We start from the raw sequence: 15,679 nt of genomic DNA, 5'->3' as shown, positions 1-15,679 counted from the left end.
GAACCCCTTATGCGAAGCCGAAAGGCTTGTGAAAGGCCGGAATCGCTCGCCCCGGTGCTATCCCTTCTTGCGGGCTGCGAGGAATTCCTTGATCCGCTTGCCGCTTTCGTCGCTGTAGAGGCTCTCGACGAGCACGCCGCGCTCGGCGTCGAGTTGTTCGCGGCGGCTGCGCCCGCGCGCCGAATGGACCAGTTCCTTGATGCGCGCCTGCACATCGAACGGGCCTTGCGCGAGCTTCTGCGCCCAGGCGAGCGCGGTGGCGTACGCGGTACCGCGCGGCACGATGCGGTTCACCACGCCCCAGTCGTGCAGCCGCCGGGCGTGCTGGACCGAGCCGCCCAGCAGGATCTCGATCACCGCCTGCGGCGGCAGCGAGCGCGCCAGCGAATCGGTGCCGCCGCCATCGATCGACAGGCCGAAGTTGACGTTGGACATCACGAACTCCGCATCCTCGGCCGCAACGATCAGGTCGCAGGCCAGGCAGAGCGAAAAGCCGCTGCCCGCCGCCGTGCCCTCCACCGCGGCGATCACCGGCTGGGGCGCTTCCTGCATCGCCATGACCCATTCGTTGAGGGCGTCGGAGTGCGCCATCTGCTCGGTCTGCGGGAGCTTGCGCTGCCGCACGAGCCGCCGCAGATCGCCGCCAACGCAGAAATGCTCGCCCTCCCCGGTCAGCACGATGGCGCGAACCGTGCGAAAGCCGGAAGTGGCGCGTATCGCCTTGGCGGCGGCGCGGTAGATCGATGGATTGACGGTATTGCGCGCCGCGGGGTTGCTGATGGTCAGCACCAGCACCGCCCCCTCGCGGTGCATCTGGAGTTTGGCGGCGGGCGCTGAAGAAGCCGCTCCGGCGCTGGTGATGGCGGGCACGGCGGCGGACGTCATGACGCCTGCCTGCCAATGAATCCGCGCTGAAGCTTGTCTCTGCCGCGCATGGCGCTCCCTCCGTGTTGTTTCCGGGCGATACAACGCATCAGGCGCCTCAAAGCGCGACGTGGCAACCAGCCAGCGGCCCTCCATTTAACAATTTATTCACGATTTTGAAGAGTTCTCCGGTGCGGCTCGACCGACCCGTCGGCGTGTTTTCAAGGCACGCGGTGGTGCCAGTAGCGGGCACTTTGCTCACGTTCGCAGCCCAGCTCGGCGGGCCGCTCGCTGAACCAGTGCGCCGCGCCGCAGCGCGCGCTTTCCACCAAGCGCACGCCCCTCTCCGTGTAACGCGCGACCACCTCCCCGGCGGGGTGCCCGAACCGGTTGCGATAACCCGCCTGGACCAGCCCGATGCGCGGGCGCACCGCATCGAGCAGCGCCTCGCTCGACGACGTCTTGCTGCCGTGGTGCGGCACCAGCAACACGTCCGCCCGCAGGTGCGCCTCGGCCGTTCGCGCGACCAGCGCAGCCTCTTGCAGCCGCTCGATGTCGCCGGCCAGCAGCACCGTCGCACGGCCGTTGCCGATGCGCAGCACGCACGAGACGGCGTTGGGCCGGGTGAAGCTGCGGTAGTCGGTATCGAAGGGATGCAGCACCTCGAAGCTCACCCCGTCCCAGGTCCAGCGCTGGCCTGCTTCGCACCGCTCTGTCGGGCGCAGCGCCTGCAGCGGATGGGTGGCTTCGATGGAACTGAGCAACGCGGCCTGCGGCTGCATCGCAAGCACCGCGGGCGCGCCGCCGGTGTGGTCGGTGTCGCGGTGGCTCAGCACCAGCATGTCGAGCCGCTCGTCGATGGCGCGCAGCAGCGGCACGAGCACGCGGTGGCCGGCATCGCTCTCGAGGCTGTAGCGCGGCCCGGTGTCGTAGAGCAGGCTGTGCTTGGCGGTGCGGACCAGCACGGCGTTGCCCTGTCCGATGTCGGCCGCGAGCAGTTCGAATTCGCCGGCGGCGGGCCGCGGCATCTGCCACAGCAGTACGGGCAAGAGCAGCGGCAGGCCGAGCGCGCGCATCGACCAGGGCAGGTGCATCGCGAGCAACGCGCCGCCCGCCACGCCGCAGGCGGCCATCCACCACGGCGGCGCGGCCATGGAGAGTGTTGCGAAAGGCAGCCCCGCCGACCACTGCAGCAGGACGGCGAGCGCCTGCACGGCCCAGGCCGCAACGTCCCACAGCGGCGTCACGACCGCGCCCCCCATCGCCAGCGGCGTGACCACGAGCGTGACCCACGGGATCGCGATGGCGTTGGCCAGCAGGCCGACCAGCGACACCTGCTGGAACAGCAGCAGGCTCAACGGCGTGAGCGCAAGCGTGATCACCCATTGCTCGCGGAAGAACAGGAAGAGCCGGCTCCCGGCGGTCGGTTTTCTTCTCTCGCCCGCTTCCGTTGTTGATGAATCGGTGGCGAAGAGCACGCCCACCGCCACGAAGCTGAGCCAGAAGCCCGCCTGCATCAGCGCCCAGGGATCGAGCGCCACCACCACCGCAGCGGTCAACAGCCAGACATGCGGCCACGGCCAGCGCCGGCCGGTCAGGCGCAGCAAGGCGATGGTGGCGAGCATCCACACGGTGCGCTGCGCGGGCACGCCCCAGCCGCTGAAAAGCGCATAGAGCGTGGCGAGCAGCACGCCGCCGATCAAAGCCGCCTGCGGCACGGGCAGCCGCAGCATCAAGCGGCCGCTGCGCCGCCACAGCGCGCCGACGACGTGCGCCGCGAGCCAGGCGAACATCGTGATGTGCAGGCCCGAGATCGACATCAGGTGCGCCACGCCGGTCGCCCTGAACACATCCCAGCCGGCACGGTCGATGGCACGCTGGTCGCCGGTGACCAGCGCGGCGATCACACCCGCCTGATTGCGGTCGGCCACGCGCTCGAACACGGCGTCGCGCACGGCCTCCCGTGCGCGCTCGATGGGGTGCCGCCATGTGCTCGCCACATACGCCGGCGCGGCATCTCGCGTGCCGGTCCGCACATAGCCATTGGCATGCACGCCCTGCTCCCACAGCCAGAGCTCGCTGTCGAAGCCATGCGGATTGAGATTGCCGTGCGGCGCCCTGAGCCGCACCGTCAGCTGCCATCGCTCGCCGGCATGCAGTTCGCCGACGATGGCTGAGGAAGTTGCCCGCCCTTCGACGGCATGCCCCCAGATCCCGGTGTTCTCGCCATACCAGCCCAGCGCGATGCGCGAGGGCACTGTGGGTGGCGCGTCGTTGCGGGCATCGGCCCATCGGACGGATTCGACATCGAGATGAAACCGCGTTCCAGTCTCGTTGCGCTGCGGCATCTGCGAGACCACGCCGGTCACGCGCAGGTCGCGCCCCTCGAGCGACGGATCGAGCGCCCCGTTCGCGTAGGTGACGGCACGCCAGCCCGCGAGCCCCGCACCGGCCATCGCGCCGCAAACCAGCGCAGCGACCAGCAGCAGCGGCCCGAAAACACGCCGCCACCACAGTCCCGCCGCGCCTGCGAACAGAAGGGCCACATAGACCGCCACCATCCACAACGCCGGCTGATGAAGCTGCAACGCCGCACCGGCCAGCGACCCCGCCAACGCCACAAACGCCCACGACCCGCCCCTGCCGGACGCACGCGACGGCGTCAGCACACAACCTCACGACACATGATGCAAACCCTCCCCGAACCCGCGCTCGATGGCGCGTTAATTGCTTGTTATCTCGGCTAGTATGCGTCTCACAAGAGACATCTTTTCGATGCAATCTCGCAGTACTGCACACAAAAACGCATGTCCATTCACGCCGCACTCCACCACGTCACCCACTACAAATACGACCGCCTGGTGCAGTTGGGCCCGCAGGTCGTGCGCTTGCGGCCCGCGCCGCATTGCCGCAGCAACGTGATCTCGTATTCGCTCACGGTCGAGCCGGCCGAGCACTTCGTCAACTGGATGCAGGACCCGTTCGCGAACTACCAGGCGCGGCTGGTGTTCCCCGAGAAGACGCGCGAATTCAAGGTCACCGTCGACCTCGTGGTCGAAATGGCGGTCTACAACCCCTTCGATTTCTTCCTCGAGCCGCAGGCCGAGAACTTTCCGTTCAAGTACACCGCCTCGCAGGCCGAAGAACTCGCGCCCTACCTCGTGGCGGACCCGGTCACGCCGCTGGTGGAGGCCTATCTCGAAAAAATCGACCGCAAGGAACAGCGCACCATCGACTTCCTGGTGGGCCTGAACCAGCAGGTGCAGCAGGACGTCAACTACCTCATCCGCATGGAGCCCGGCGTGCAGACGCCGGAAGAAACGCTCACCAACGGCAGCGGCTCGTGCCGCGACTCGGGCTGGCTGCTGGTGCAACTGTTGCGCCACATGGGCCTGGCCGCGCGTTTCGTCTCGGGCTACCTGATCCAACTCACGCCCGACGTGAAGGCGCTGGACGGTCCGAGCGGCACCACGGTCGACTTCACCGACTTGCACGCCTGGTGCGAGGTGTTCCTGCCGGGCGCCGGCTGGATCGGCCTCGATGCCACCTCGGGCCTCATGGCCGGCGAAGGCCACATTCCGCTCGCCTGCACGCCCACGCCGTCGAGCGCCGCGCCCATCGAAGGCGGCGTCGATGAGTCCGAGGTCGAGTTCGGCCACGAGATGAAGGTCACGCGCATCTACGAATCGCCGCGCGTCACCAAGCCCTACACCGAAGAGCAATGGGCCGAGGTTCTCTCGCTCGGCGACGCCGTCGATGCGCGCCTGAAGGCCGGCGATGTGCGCCTCACGATGGGCGGCGAGCCCACCTACGTGGCCACCAGCGACCGCGATGCGCCCGAGTGGAACACCGACGCGCTCGGCCCCACGAAGCGCGGCTACGCGACCGAACTCGTTCACAAGCTGCGCGCCGAATACGGCAACGGCGGCTTCCTGCATTTCGGCCAGGGCAAGTGGTACCCGGGCGAGCAGTTGCCGCGCTGGGCGCTCTCGATCTTCTGGCGCGCCGACGGCCAGACGCTGTGGCACGACCCGGCGCTCTTCGCCGACGAGCGCTTCCCCACGCACTACACGAGCGAAGACGCCCAACGCTTCACCGCCACGCTGGCCGGCAACCTCGGCCTCACCGAGCGCTACATCCAGCCCGGCTACGAAGACACCTACTACTATCTCTGGCGCGAACGCCGCCTGCCGGTGAACGTCGATCCTTTCGAATCGAAGCTGGACGACGAACTCGAACGCGTGCGCCTGCGCCGCGTGTTCACGCAGAAGCTCGATGCGGTGATCGGCTACATGCTGCCCATCGAGCCCGGCAATGCGGATGGCGATGCGCCCGCGCTCGCCGGCCCCGGCTGGAAGACCGGCCCCTGGTTCCTGCGCGACGACCGGCTCTATCTCATTCCGGGCGACTCGCCGATGGGCTACCGCCTGCCGCTCGACTCGCAACCGTGGGCGAGCAAGGGCGACTATCCCTACCTGATCGAGCGCGACCCGACCGCGCCGCGCGGTGCGTTGCCGAGCGCGGCCGACTACCGTGCGCGCTACAGCACGGGCGCTGCCGGTGTGGCCGGTGCAGTCGGTGCGAACCTCGGCGACGTGCCCTACACCTTCGGCACACCGCCGGTGGTGCCCGCCTCGCTGCGCATGCAGAGCCCAGGCGATGCATCGAACGGGGATGCGGCAGCTGCGGCGGCAGCGGCCTTCGCAGCCGCAAACGCCGGCGCCACGCCAGCGATCCGCCAGCCCCTGCGCGGCGAATCGGCCCATTGGGTCACGCGCACCGCGCTGTGCGTCGAGGTGCGCGACCCGCGCCGCGCCAACGGTCCGTCGGCCGAGAAGAAGGGCAGCGCTTCCGGCGTGCTCTACGTCTTCATGCCGCCGCTCGCGCGCCTGGAGGACTACCTGGACCTCGTCGCCGCCATCGAAGCCACCGCGCGCGACCTGGGCATGCGCATCGTGATGGAAGGCTATCCGCCGCCGCGCGATCCGCGTCTGAAGATGCTGGCCGTGACGCCCGACCCGGGCGTGATCGAAGTCAACATCCATCCGGCCCACAACTGGAAGGAACTGGTCGCCCACACCGAGTTCCTCTACAACGCCGCGTTCGAGACGCGCCTGTCGGCCGAGAAGTTCATGACCGATGGCCGCCACACCGGCACCGGCGGCGGCAACCATTTCGTGATGGGCGGCGCCACGCCGGCGGACAGCCCCTTCCTGCGCCGGCCCGAACTGCTTGCGAGCCTCTTGCTCTACTGGCACAACCATCCGTCGCTGAGCTACCTGTTCTCGGGCATGTTCATCGGCCCGACCAGCCAGGCGCCGCGCGTGGACGAAGCGCGCAACGACCAGGTCTACGAGCTCGAAATCGCTCTGCAGGAAATCGCGAAGAACCGCGAGATCTACGGCGCCAACATGCCCGCGTGGCTGGTCGACCGCACGCTGCGCAACATCCTGATCGACGTGTCGGGCAACACGCACCGCAGCGAGTTCTGCATCGACAAGCTCTACTCGCCTGATTCCAGCACCGGCCGCCTGGGCCTGCTGGAGCTGCGCGCATTTGAAATGCCGCCGCATGCGCGCATGAGCATCGCGCAGCAGCTGCTGATTCGCGCGCTGGTCGCCCGCTTCTGGGACGAGCCCTACAAGGCGCCCGTCACCCGCTGGGGCACCGAGCTGCACGACCGCTTCCTCTTGCCGACCTTCGTGAAGATGGACTTCGACGACGTCATCAGCGAGATGCGCCAGGCCGGCTTTGCCTTCGATCCCGACTGGTTCGCGCCGCACTTCGAGTTCCGCTTCCCGCTCGTGGGCCAGATGCAGGCGATGGGCGTGGAGCTGTCGCTGCGCAACGCGCTGGAGCCATGGCACGTGATGGGCGAGGAAGGCTCGGCGGGCGGCACGGTGCGCTATGTCGACTCGTCGCTCGAGCGCATCGAAGTGCGCGTGACCGGCCTCAACGAGAGCCGCCACGTCATCACCGTCAACGGCAAAGTTCTGCCGCTGCAGCCGACGGGCGTGACCGGCGAATTCGTCGCGGGCGTGCGCTACAAGGCCTGGAACCCGCCTTCGGCGCTACATCCGAGCATCGGCGCCCATGCGCCGCTGACCTTCGACTTGGTGGACACCTGGATGAAGCGCTCGCTGGGCGGCTGCCAGTATTTCGTGGCCCACCCGGGCGGACGCAACTACGACAGCTTCCCGGTCAACGCCTACGAGGCCGAGAGCCGCCGCCATTCGCGCTTCACGCGCATGGGCCACACGCCCGGCCTCATGCGCACGCCGCCGGCCACCATCGAGCTGCCGGGCAGCCGCGAATTCCCGTTCACGCTGGATCTGCGGCGATAAGGGGTCATTTAGCACACTGCCGAAGCGGCCTCGCCGTGACGGCGGTGTGACAATCCCCCACCTGTGGAACCTTTGAACGAATCCCTGTTCGACGCCCAAGCTCTGGAGTTTCCAGCGGCCTTGGCGTCGACGCTCGCACCGGCCGCCCTGCCCGGCCACTTCGATGAATTGCGTGGCGGGGCCACGCCGGTGGCGCCTCTGCGGCCCGCATCGCCGGGTACGGCCCCGGCGGCAAGTGCCCCGCTGCTGTACGACGCGGCCGCGGAACGCCCGGCTGCCACCCAATCGCAATCCCAGCCCCAATCTTCCGCATCGCAGTCCCAGAGCCAATCGCAGTCGCAAGCGCAGCAACCGTCAGCGGCGACCAGCGAAACCCCACCGCTCACCCCCGCCTGGAACGCCTTCTTCGACCAACTCGGCCCGGGCGGCTTCAACGACCTGCCGCGCCGCGCGGTCAGCCTGGAGCGGCAGATCCGCGACAACGGCGTCACCTACAACGTCTACGCCGATGCCACCAACGGTCCGCAGCGGCCCTGGTCGCTCGACCTGTTCCCGCTGATCGTTTCCCCCGAAAGCTGGAGCCAGATCGAGGCCGGCGTGCTGCAGCGGGTGCGCGTGCTCGACCGGGTGATGGCCGATGTCTACGGCCCGCAGCAGTTGCTGAGCGAAGGGCTCATTCCGCCGGCGCTGGTGCGCGGCCATCCGGGCTACCTGCGTGCCCTGCACGGCGTGAAGCCGCCAGGCGACACCTGGCTGCACATCGCGGCGTTCGACCTCGCGCGCGGCCCCGACGGCAACTGGTGGGTGGTGTCGCAGCGCACCCAGGCACCTTCGGGCCTGGGCTACCTGCTGGAAAACCGGCTGGCCATCACGCGGCAGTTTCCGCAGGCCTTCGAGGCGCTGCACGTGCAGCGTCTGGCCGCCACCTACAGCGCCATGATGGACGGCCTGCAGCGCATGTGCCCGGCCGGCGTGCCGCCCCATATTGCGCTGCTCACGCCCGGCCCGTACAACGAAACCTACTTCGAGCACGCGTACCTCGCGCGCTACCTGGGCGTGACGCTGGTCGAGGGCAGCGACCTCACGGTGCGCGACCAGCGGCTCTACCTCAAGACGCTGCAGGGCTTGCGTCCGGTGCACGGTCTCATCAAGCGGCTGGACGATCAGTTCCTTGACCCGCTGGAGCTGCGCCCCGATTCCACGCTCGGCGTGCCCGGCCTGCTGCAAGCGATTCGTGCCGGCAATGTGCTGGTGGCCAACATGCCGGGCTCGGCGTTTCTCGAATCGCCCGCGCTGCTTGGCTTCCTGCCGGGCCTTGCCCGCCGGCTGATCGGCGAAAAGCTGAAGCTGCCAGCCCTCCCCACCTGGTGGTGCGGCGAGCGCGCCGCGCTCGAGGCGGTGCTGCCGCAGCTGGGCGACTGCTTCATCAAGCCGACCTACCCCGGCATCGACGGCCGCACGAGCTTCGATGCGGTGCTCGGCAGCCAGCTGGGGCGGCGGGAACTCGACGAGTGGGCCGGCCGCATCGTGCGCGAGGGCGACGCCCACACGGTGCAGAGCTACCTGCCGCTGTCGCAGATCCCCACCTGGACGAGCGACCTGGGGCCCGGCCACATCGCGCCGCGCGCGGCGCTCTTGCGCGTGTTCGCGGTGAGCGACGGCGCGCAGTCGTGGCGCGTGCTGCCCGGCGGCCTTGCCCGGCTCGCGGGCGCCGATGCGCAGATCGCCTCGATGCAGCGCGGCGGCAGCAGTGCCGACGTGTGGGTGCAGACGCACGGCGAGGTCGATCGCACCACGCTGCTGCAGCCGCACGCCACGCCGGCCTCGCTCGCGCGGCACCGCGCACCGGTCACCAGCCGCGCCGCGGAGAACATGTTCTGGCTTGGCCGCTACACCGAGCGCGCCGAGAACGCGGTGCGCCTGGCGCGCCTCACGCTCAACCTGCTGGGCGGCGAAGACCAGTCGTCGCGCCCGCTGCTCGAATGGCTGCACCGCATGGCCGTGCGCAATGCGCTGGTGCCGGCCGAGGCGCCGAGCGCGCCGCAGTCGCGCCGGGTGTTCGAGCGTGCCCTGGTGGCCGAGCTCGGCGATGTCGATGGGGGCGGCAGCGTCGGCTACAGCCTCCGCTGCATCCGCCAGGCCGCGGCCGCGGTGCGCGAGCGGCTCTCGCAGGACAACTGGAACCAGATCGTGCGCGCCGAAGCCGAGTTCCTGCGCCGCGCCGCCGAGCAGGCCGGCGAAGGCAGCTTTGCCGCCAGCGCCGCGCTGCGCGCGCTCGAATCCGCCAGCACCGCGCTGGCCGCCATGACCGGTGCGCAGACCGACCGCATGACGCGCGACGATGCCTGGCGCCTGCTGTCCATCGGCCGCCACATCGAGCGGCTGGGCTTTTTGTCGAACGCGCTCGAAGTCGGCTTCGACAACGGCGCGGTGCACGAGGTCAGCGGCTTCGAGGCGATGGTGGCGCTGTTCGACAGCACCATCACCTTCCATGCGCGCTACCAGCAACGGCGCGACGTCGCCACGCTGGTCGACCTCCTGGTGCTCGATGCCGAGAACCCGCGCTCGCTGGCCTGGGTCACGCAGACCCTGCGCGGGCGCATCGCTCGGCTCGCGGGCAGCGCGCCCGGCAAGCTCACCGCGCTGTCGTACGAACTGCCCGATCCGGCCACCTGGACGCTCGAGCACCTGTGCGCCGCGGGGCCGGAGGCCAACTATCCCGCGCTGATCCAGTTGCTCGCCAACTGCGAGACCGCGGCCTACCATGTGTCGGACGCCATCGGCACGCGCTACTTCACGCTCACATCCGAATCGCTGCGCTCCGTCGGCGCCTGAAAAACTGGCTCTCTCCCATGCTTCGCGCACTTCGTGTCGCTTCGCACTCCCCCTCACCGGGGGGCAACGCCTGCGGCCCGGCAAAGCCGGTTCCGCGGCGTTCCACAATGAATCCAAGGAGACAGAACATGCTCATCAATCGCCGTCTCACCCTCACCGCAGCCAGCCTCCTGGTCGGCCTCGCGCTCGCCGGCTGCGGCAAGCAGGAAGCCGCCGCACCCGCCGCCGCTTCTGCGCCTCCACCACCGGCTGCGGCGCGCGTGCTGGTCGTCGGCACCGATGCGGCCTATGCGCCCTTCGAATCGCAGAACGAAAAGGGCGAGGTCGTGGGCTTCGACATCGACGTGGTGAAGGCCGTCGCGCAGAAGGCCGGCATCGAGGTGAAGTTCGTCAACACGCCGTGGGAAGGCATCTTCAATTCGCTCGACCAGGGCGACCGCGACCTCTTGGTGTCGTCCATCACCATCACCGACGAGCGCCGCCAGACCATGGACTTCTCGCCGCCCTACTTCGAGGCCAGGCAGCTCATCGCGGTGAAGAGCGATTCGCCCGTCGCGAAGTTCGACGACATCAAGACCCTGAAGGTCGGCGTGCAGAACGGCACCACCGGCGACGAAGTCGTGGGCAAGCTGCTCGGCAAGTCGAACACAGCCATCAAGCGCTTCGAATCGACACCGCTCGCGCTGAAGGAACTCGAAGCCGGCGGCGTGCAGGCCGTGGTGGCCGACAACGGCGTGGTGGCGCACTACCTCGCGAACAATGCGGGTGGCGGCTTCAAGACGGTGAGCGATGCGGGCTTTCCCTCCGAGCAGTACGGTATCGCGGTGAAGAAGGGCAATGCCGAGCTTCTGGCGAAGATCGACAAGGGCCTCGCGGACATCAAGGCCGACGGCACCTACGCGAAGATCTACGCCTCGCACTTCGGCGCCGCGTCGAAGTAAGAACCCGATTGCCGACGCCATGCTGCTGCACGTCACCCACGAAACCCGCTACGAATACGCGCCGCCCGTCGAGACGGCGCAGCACCTGGCCCACCTGAAGCCGCTGGCCACCGGTTCGCAGCGGCTCGTGAGCCACCTGCTCACGATCGATCCGCCGCCGGCGCAGCGCGGCGAACTGCCCGATGTCTACGGCAACACCCGCGCCTTCTTTGCGCTCGAAGCCACGCACGACCGGCTGGTGGTCACGGCCGAGAGCGTGGTCGATACCTCGGTGCCGGTGCTCTCGGACGCCATCGCCCGCGAGCTGCCCTGGGAGACCGTGCGCGAGCGTTTCCGCTTCCGCAAGGACGCCACGTTCGACGCAGCTTCCGAGTTCGTCTTTCCCTCGCCCTACGTGCCGCGCCACGACGACTTTGCCGCGTACGCGCGCGCGAGCTTCGCGCCCGGACGCCCCACCTTCGACGTGGCGATGGACCTCACCGAGCGCATGTACCGCGACTTCGACTACGACGCCGACAGCACCGAGATCAACACACCCGCCGTCGAGGCGCTGGCCCAGCGCAAGGGCGTGTGCCAGGACTTCGCGCACATCATGATCGCGTGCTTTCGCACGCTGGGCCTGCCCGCGCGCTACGTGAGCGGCTACCTGCTCACGCAACCGCCGCCGGGCCAGCCGCGCCTCGTGGGCGCCGATGCCTCGCACGCGTGGGTGTCGGTGTACATGCCCGGCGAGAGCGGCGAAGGCGACGGCGGCTGGGCCGACTTCGATCCCACCAACGGCCGCCAGCCGGGCGAGGACTACGTCACGCTGGCCATCGGCCGCGACTACTCCGACGTTTCGCCGATGCGCGGCGTACTGCATGGCGGCGCGAGGCACACGCTCAGCGTCGGGGTGACCGTGCAGCCGGTGGGGGAAGTGGTCCAGCTCACCTCGCAAAGCCAGACACAATCGACATCCCAAGACAAGGAGTCTCCATGAGCGTTTACGACAAACTTTCCAGCCTCGGCATCACCCTGCCCCCGGTCTCGGCCCCCGCCGCCGCCTACGTGCCTTTCGTGCAGACCGGCAACCTCGTGTTCCTGTCGGGCCACATCGCCAAGAAGGACGGCAAGGTCTGGGCCGGCCAACTCGGCGTGAACATCACCACCGAGGAAGGCAAGCAGGCCGCACGCGCCATCGCCATCGATCTCCTGGGCACGCTGCACGCGGCCGTGGGCGACCTCAACAAGGTCAAGCGCATCGTCAAGGTGATGAGCCTCGTGAACTCGGTCGGCACCTTCACCGAACAGCACCTGGTGACCAACGGCGCGAGCGAATTCTTCGCCGAAGTCTTCGGCCCCGAAAAGGGCGCGCATGCGCGCAGCGCGTTCGGCGTGGCACAGATCCCGATGGGCGCCTGCGTCGAGATCGAACTGATCGCCGAAGTCGGTTGATCCGACTGAGAAAAAATGCCCCGCCGGTCGGGGCTTTTTCTTTTTGAAGCCTTCAACGCCATGAACATCGTCCTGCGCACCTTCGCCTCGACTGCGCTTTTGCTCGCTGCCCTGCAACCGGGCGGTGCATCCGCGCAATCGCTCAGTTGCGGCGGCTTTCTCGCAGGCGTCGGCGAATCGAAGTTCTCCGTGCTCAACAAATGCGGCGAGCCGGTCCTGAAGGACATCGTCTGCGTTCCTCGCCCGCAGGTCGAAGTGATCGTCGCGCCGGGCCTGCGGGGCGGCGGCACGCGGCAGATCATCAGCCAGCAGTGCGTTCCGATGGAAGACTGGACCTACCACCGCGGCCAGGGCAACTTCCTCGGGATCGTGCGGTTCTATAACGGCGCGGTCGAATCAGTGCGAGACGGCGACCGGGTGCAGTGAACTAGCTGCCGAAGCTCTCCTCCAGAAACTCGATCAACGCCTGCACCCGCGCCGTGCGCCCCTTGCGCGTCGGCACCAGCAGCACGACCGGTGCGCTGTCGAACTCCCAATCTTTCAGCACCCGCACCAGCGAGCCCCGTGCGATCGCGTCCGCCGCGTCCCATTCGGAGCGCAGCACCAGCCCCATGCCCTGCTCGGCCCAGTGCCGGGCCACGCTTCCGTCGTTGGTGACAAACGCCGGCGCGATGCGCAGCGTTTCACGCGCACCGACGCGCCGTTGCTGCGCCTTCGGCTTTGCTGCGCGGCGCACATGCCACAGCGTCACGTCTTCGTCGTTCTCGCGGATGACGATGCAGTCGTGCCCCACCATCACGTCGCGCGGAACACGGGGCGTGCCGCGTGCGCGCAGGTACTCGGGGCTCGCGCACAGCCAGCGCTCGTTGGCGCTCAGCGTGCGCGCAACCCACGACGAATCGCGCACCGCGCCGATATGGATGATCGCGTCGGCATCGTGCCGGTCGGGCCACGGCGTCTCGCGCAGGTCGAACTGGATGCGCAGGCCCGGGTGCAGCCGGGCGAAGCGCGCGAGCATCGGCGCCACGTACTGCCGGCCGTAGCCGAAGGGCGCGGCAATGCGCAAGGTGCCGGTGAGGCGGCGGTCGTCGCGCTGCATCGATTCGCGCAGGCCCTCGATCTGCCCGAGCAGCGCCGCGGCCTCGCGCGCGAAGCGTTCGCCCTCGGCCGTGAGGCTGAGGCGCCGCGCCGTTCGGGTGGCCAGCGACAGGCCGAGCGTGACTTCGAGCTTGCGCAGCCGCATCGACAGCGCGGGCGGCGTGACGTCGAGCGAACGTGCCGCTGCGCTCAACGAAGGCTCGCGCAACAGGGCCGCCGCAAGTTGCATGTCTTCGATCTGGATCATTAAGCTGTGCTGAACGATTGATGAGTTCGCATTGAAGCACAACGATGGTCTCAAACCGTACAGTCGATGCGCATGCAAGCCTCCATCACCTCACGCAGCGCCTACCCGCGCGCCGTGCTCTTCGACCTGCTCACCGCCCTGCTCGACTCCTGGACCGTCTGGAATGCCGCTGCCGGCTCCGAAGAGAAAGGCCGCGCGTGGCGCGCCGAATACCTGCGGCTCACCTACGGCTGCGGCGCCTATGTGCCCTACGAGCAGTTGGTGAAAGACGCCGCCCGCCGCACCGGCATGGCCGACTCCGCGCCCGACGCGCTAGAAGCGCACTGGGACGCACTGCCCGCATGGGACGGCGCACGCGAGTTGCTCCACGCGCTCAGGCCGCACTGCAAGCTCGCGGTGGTCACCAACTGCTCGCGCCGTCTCGGCCACCGCGCGGCGGCGTTGCTCGGCGTCGATTGGGACGTGGTCGTCACCTCCGAAGAAGCCGGCTTCTACAAGCCCGATCCACGCCCCTACCGCATGGCGCTCGACCGACTGGGCGTACGGGCCAGCGACGCCGCCTTCGTCGCCGGCTCGGGCTACGACATGTTCGGCACCTCGGCCGTAGGCCTGCGAACCTTCTGGCACAACCGTGTCGGGCTCGCCTTGCCGAACGGTGCACCATCGCCCGAGCAGCAAGCCGCCACGCTCGCGCCCGCGCTGCCGTGGCTCCAATCCTTCGCATCGATTTCCTGAACGGACGACTCCCATGACCGCCCTCACCCTCGCCACCATCGACACGCCCGCCGCCATCGTCGAGCGGCCGCGCATGCAGCACAACATCGCGCGGATGCAGGCGCGCATGAACGCGCTCGGCGTGCGCTTCCGCCCGCACGTGAAGACCAGCAAGTGCATCGACATCGCGCGTGCACAGCGCGATGCGGGCGCGCAGGGCATCACCGTCTCCACGCTGAAGGAGGCCGAACAATTCTTCGTTGCGGGCTTCACCGACATCCTCTACGCCGTCGGCATGGCACAGCACCGGCTGCCGCATGCGCTCGAACTGCGCCGCCGCGGCTGCGCGCTTTCGATCATCACGGACGGTGTCGCCTCGGCACGCGCCATCGCCGAGTTCGGCCGCGCGAACGGCGAGGCCTTTGACGTGCTGATCGAAGTCGACACCGATGGCCACCGCTCCGGCATTCGCCCGGACGACGACGTGCTGCTCGAGGTCGCCCACGTGCTGCACGGCGGCGGCATGCACCTGGCCGGCGTGATGACGCACGCCGGCTCCAGCTACGACCTCGACACGCCGGAAGCGCTCCGGGCCATGGCCGAGCAGGAACGCGCCGGCTGTGTGCGCGCCGCACAGCGGCTTCGCGATGCGGGCCTGCCCTGCCCCATCGTCAGCGTGGGCTCCACGCCCACGGCGCTGATGGCCGAGCGCCTCGATGGCGTGACCGAAGTGCGGGCCGGCGTCTATGTGTTCTTCGACCTCGTGATGCGCAACGTCGGCGTCTGCAGCACGGACGAGGTCGCGCTGAGCGTGCTCACCACAGTGATCGGCCACCAGGTCGAGAAAGGCTGGGCCATCGTCGATGCGGGCTGGATGGCGATGAGCCGCGACCGCGGCACGCAGAAGCAGAAGCGCGACTACGGCTACGGGCAGGTCTGCGGCCTCGACGGTGCAGTGCTCGACGGCTATGTGCTCAGCGGTGCGAACCAGGAGCATGGCATCCTGTCCCACGAAGGCGCGTCCGACACCGACATCGCGACGCGCTTTCCGATCGGCACGCGCCTGCGCATCCTGCCCAACCATGCGTGCGCCACCGGTGCGCAGTTCCCGGAATACCAGGCGCTTGGCGAAGACGGTGCGTTGCAGACGTGGGGACGCTTCCACGGCTGGTGACACGCTCAGGCTGCGCGCGGCAGGGAAA

General features: G+C 68.6%; 11 protein-coding genes. 8 read left to right on the top strand and 3 right to left on the bottom strand.

Going from position 1 to position 15,679, the window contains the following annotated elements; all coding sequences use genetic code 11:
- Positions 1 to 57: 57 nt before the first annotated feature.
- On the bottom strand, positions 58 to 885 hold the full coding sequence (locus VARPA_RS11110; protein WP_013540655.1) for an oxepin-CoA hydrolase, alternative type: 828 nt from the start codon (positions 883 to 885) through the stop codon (positions 58 to 60).
- Between the two features lie 200 nt (positions 886 to 1,085).
- The gene (locus tag VARPA_RS11105) at positions 1,086 to 3,425 is read right to left on the bottom strand and encodes a DNA internalization-related competence protein ComEC/Rec2 (protein WP_013540654.1); all 2,340 of its coding nucleotides are present in this window, start codon (positions 3,423 to 3,425) and stop codon (positions 1,086 to 1,088) included.
- A 246-nt stretch (positions 3,426 to 3,671) separates the two neighbouring features.
- On the opposite strand from VARPA_RS11105, the gene VARPA_RS11100 reads away from it, so the two are divergent.
- The 6 genes from VARPA_RS11100 (at position 3,672) to VARPA_RS11075 (ending at position 12,844) form a co-directional block, all read left to right on the top strand.
- The gene (locus VARPA_RS11100; protein WP_013540653.1) at positions 3,672 to 7,208 is read left to right on the top strand and encodes a DUF2126 domain-containing protein; all 3,537 of its coding nucleotides are present in this window, start codon (positions 3,672 to 3,674) and stop codon (positions 7,206 to 7,208) included.
- 63 nt (positions 7,209 to 7,271) lie between these two features.
- Positions 7,272 to 10,043: a circularly permuted type 2 ATP-grasp protein gene (locus VARPA_RS11095; protein WP_041942856.1), complete on the top strand. Its 2,772-nt coding sequence runs from the start codon at positions 7,272 to 7,274 to the stop codon at positions 10,041 to 10,043.
- 128 nt (positions 10,044 to 10,171) lie between these two features.
- A complete protein-coding gene (locus VARPA_RS11090; protein WP_013540651.1) occupies positions 10,172 to 10,984 on the top strand; it encodes a basic amino acid ABC transporter substrate-binding protein in 813 nt (270 codons plus the stop codon).
- Positions 10,985 to 11,003: 19 nt separating this feature from the next.
- The gene (locus tag VARPA_RS11085; RefSeq protein ID WP_013540650.1) at positions 11,004 to 11,963 is read left to right on the top strand and encodes a transglutaminase family protein; all 960 of its coding nucleotides are present in this window, start codon (positions 11,004 to 11,006) and stop codon (positions 11,961 to 11,963) included.
- Complete coding sequence (locus VARPA_RS11080) at positions 11,960 to 12,418, top strand: RidA family protein (RefSeq protein ID WP_013540649.1); 459 nt, start codon at positions 11,960 to 11,962, stop codon at positions 12,416 to 12,418. The genes VARPA_RS11085 and VARPA_RS11080 overlap by 4 nt, the downstream gene beginning before the upstream one ends.
- A 60-nt stretch (positions 12,419 to 12,478) precedes the next feature.
- On the top strand, positions 12,479 to 12,844 hold the full coding sequence (locus VARPA_RS11075; RefSeq protein WP_049794397.1) for a DUF2845 domain-containing protein: 366 nt from the start codon (positions 12,479 to 12,481) through the stop codon (positions 12,842 to 12,844).
- Between the two features lies 1 nt (position 12,845).
- Here the strand turns inward: VARPA_RS11075 and VARPA_RS11070 are convergent, their stop codons facing one another.
- Positions 12,846 to 13,763, bottom strand: coding sequence for a LysR family transcriptional regulator (locus VARPA_RS11070; protein ID WP_013540647.1), 918 nt, complete (start codon positions 13,761 to 13,763; stop codon positions 12,846 to 12,848).
- Positions 13,764 to 13,829: 66 nt separating this feature from the next.
- On the opposite strand from VARPA_RS11070, the gene VARPA_RS11065 reads away from it, so the two are divergent.
- Together VARPA_RS11065 and VARPA_RS11060 are read left to right on the top strand one after the other, a co-directional pair.
- Entirely contained in the window at positions 13,830 to 14,498 is a 669-nt protein-coding gene (locus VARPA_RS11065; protein ID WP_013540646.1) for an HAD family hydrolase, read from the top strand.
- 13 nt (positions 14,499 to 14,511) lie between these two features.
- A complete protein-coding gene (locus VARPA_RS11060; RefSeq protein WP_013540645.1) occupies positions 14,512 to 15,651 on the top strand; it encodes a DSD1 family PLP-dependent enzyme in 1,140 nt (379 codons plus the stop codon).
- Positions 15,652 to 15,679: the final 28 nt, after the last annotated feature.

Origin of the sequence: Variovorax paradoxus EPS, assembly GCF_000184745.1 — a bacterium.
Taxonomy (GTDB): domain Bacteria; phylum Pseudomonadota; class Gammaproteobacteria; order Burkholderiales; family Burkholderiaceae_C; genus Variovorax; species Variovorax paradoxus_C.
Note: the sequence above shows the minus strand (reverse complement) of the source record. Positions and strands in the feature narration are given on the sequence as shown.

Bases quoted from the DNA above. Each gene is read 5' to 3' on its own strand.
- VARPA_RS11110 (WP_013540655.1), bottom strand. From the start codon at position 885: ATGACGTCCGCCGCCGTGCCCGCCATCACCAGCGCCGGAGCGGCTTCT.
- VARPA_RS11105 (WP_013540654.1), bottom strand. From the start codon at position 3,425: ATGGTGGCGGTCTATGTGGCCCTTCTGTTCGCAGGCGCGGCGGGACTG.
- VARPA_RS11100 (WP_013540653.1), top strand. From the start codon at position 3,672: ATGTCCATTCACGCCGCACTCCACCACGTCACCCACTACAAATACGAC.
- VARPA_RS11090 (WP_013540651.1), top strand. From the start codon at position 10,172: ATGCTCATCAATCGCCGTCTCACCCTCACCGCAGCCAGCCTCCTGGTC.
- VARPA_RS11085 (WP_013540650.1), top strand. From the start codon at position 11,004: ATGCTGCTGCACGTCACCCACGAAACCCGCTACGAATACGCGCCGCCC.
- VARPA_RS11080 (WP_013540649.1), top strand. From the start codon at position 11,960: ATGAGCGTTTACGACAAACTTTCCAGCCTCGGCATCACCCTGCCCCCG.
- VARPA_RS11075 (WP_049794397.1), top strand. From the start codon at position 12,479: ATGAACATCGTCCTGCGCACCTTCGCCTCGACTGCGCTTTTGCTCGCT.
- VARPA_RS11070 (WP_013540647.1), bottom strand. From the start codon at position 13,763: ATGATCCAGATCGAAGACATGCAACTTGCGGCGGCCCTGTTGCGCGAG.
- VARPA_RS11065 (WP_013540646.1), top strand. From the start codon at position 13,830: ATGCGCATGCAAGCCTCCATCACCTCACGCAGCGCCTACCCGCGCGCC.
- VARPA_RS11060 (WP_013540645.1), top strand. From the start codon at position 14,512: ATGACCGCCCTCACCCTCGCCACCATCGACACGCCCGCCGCCATCGTC.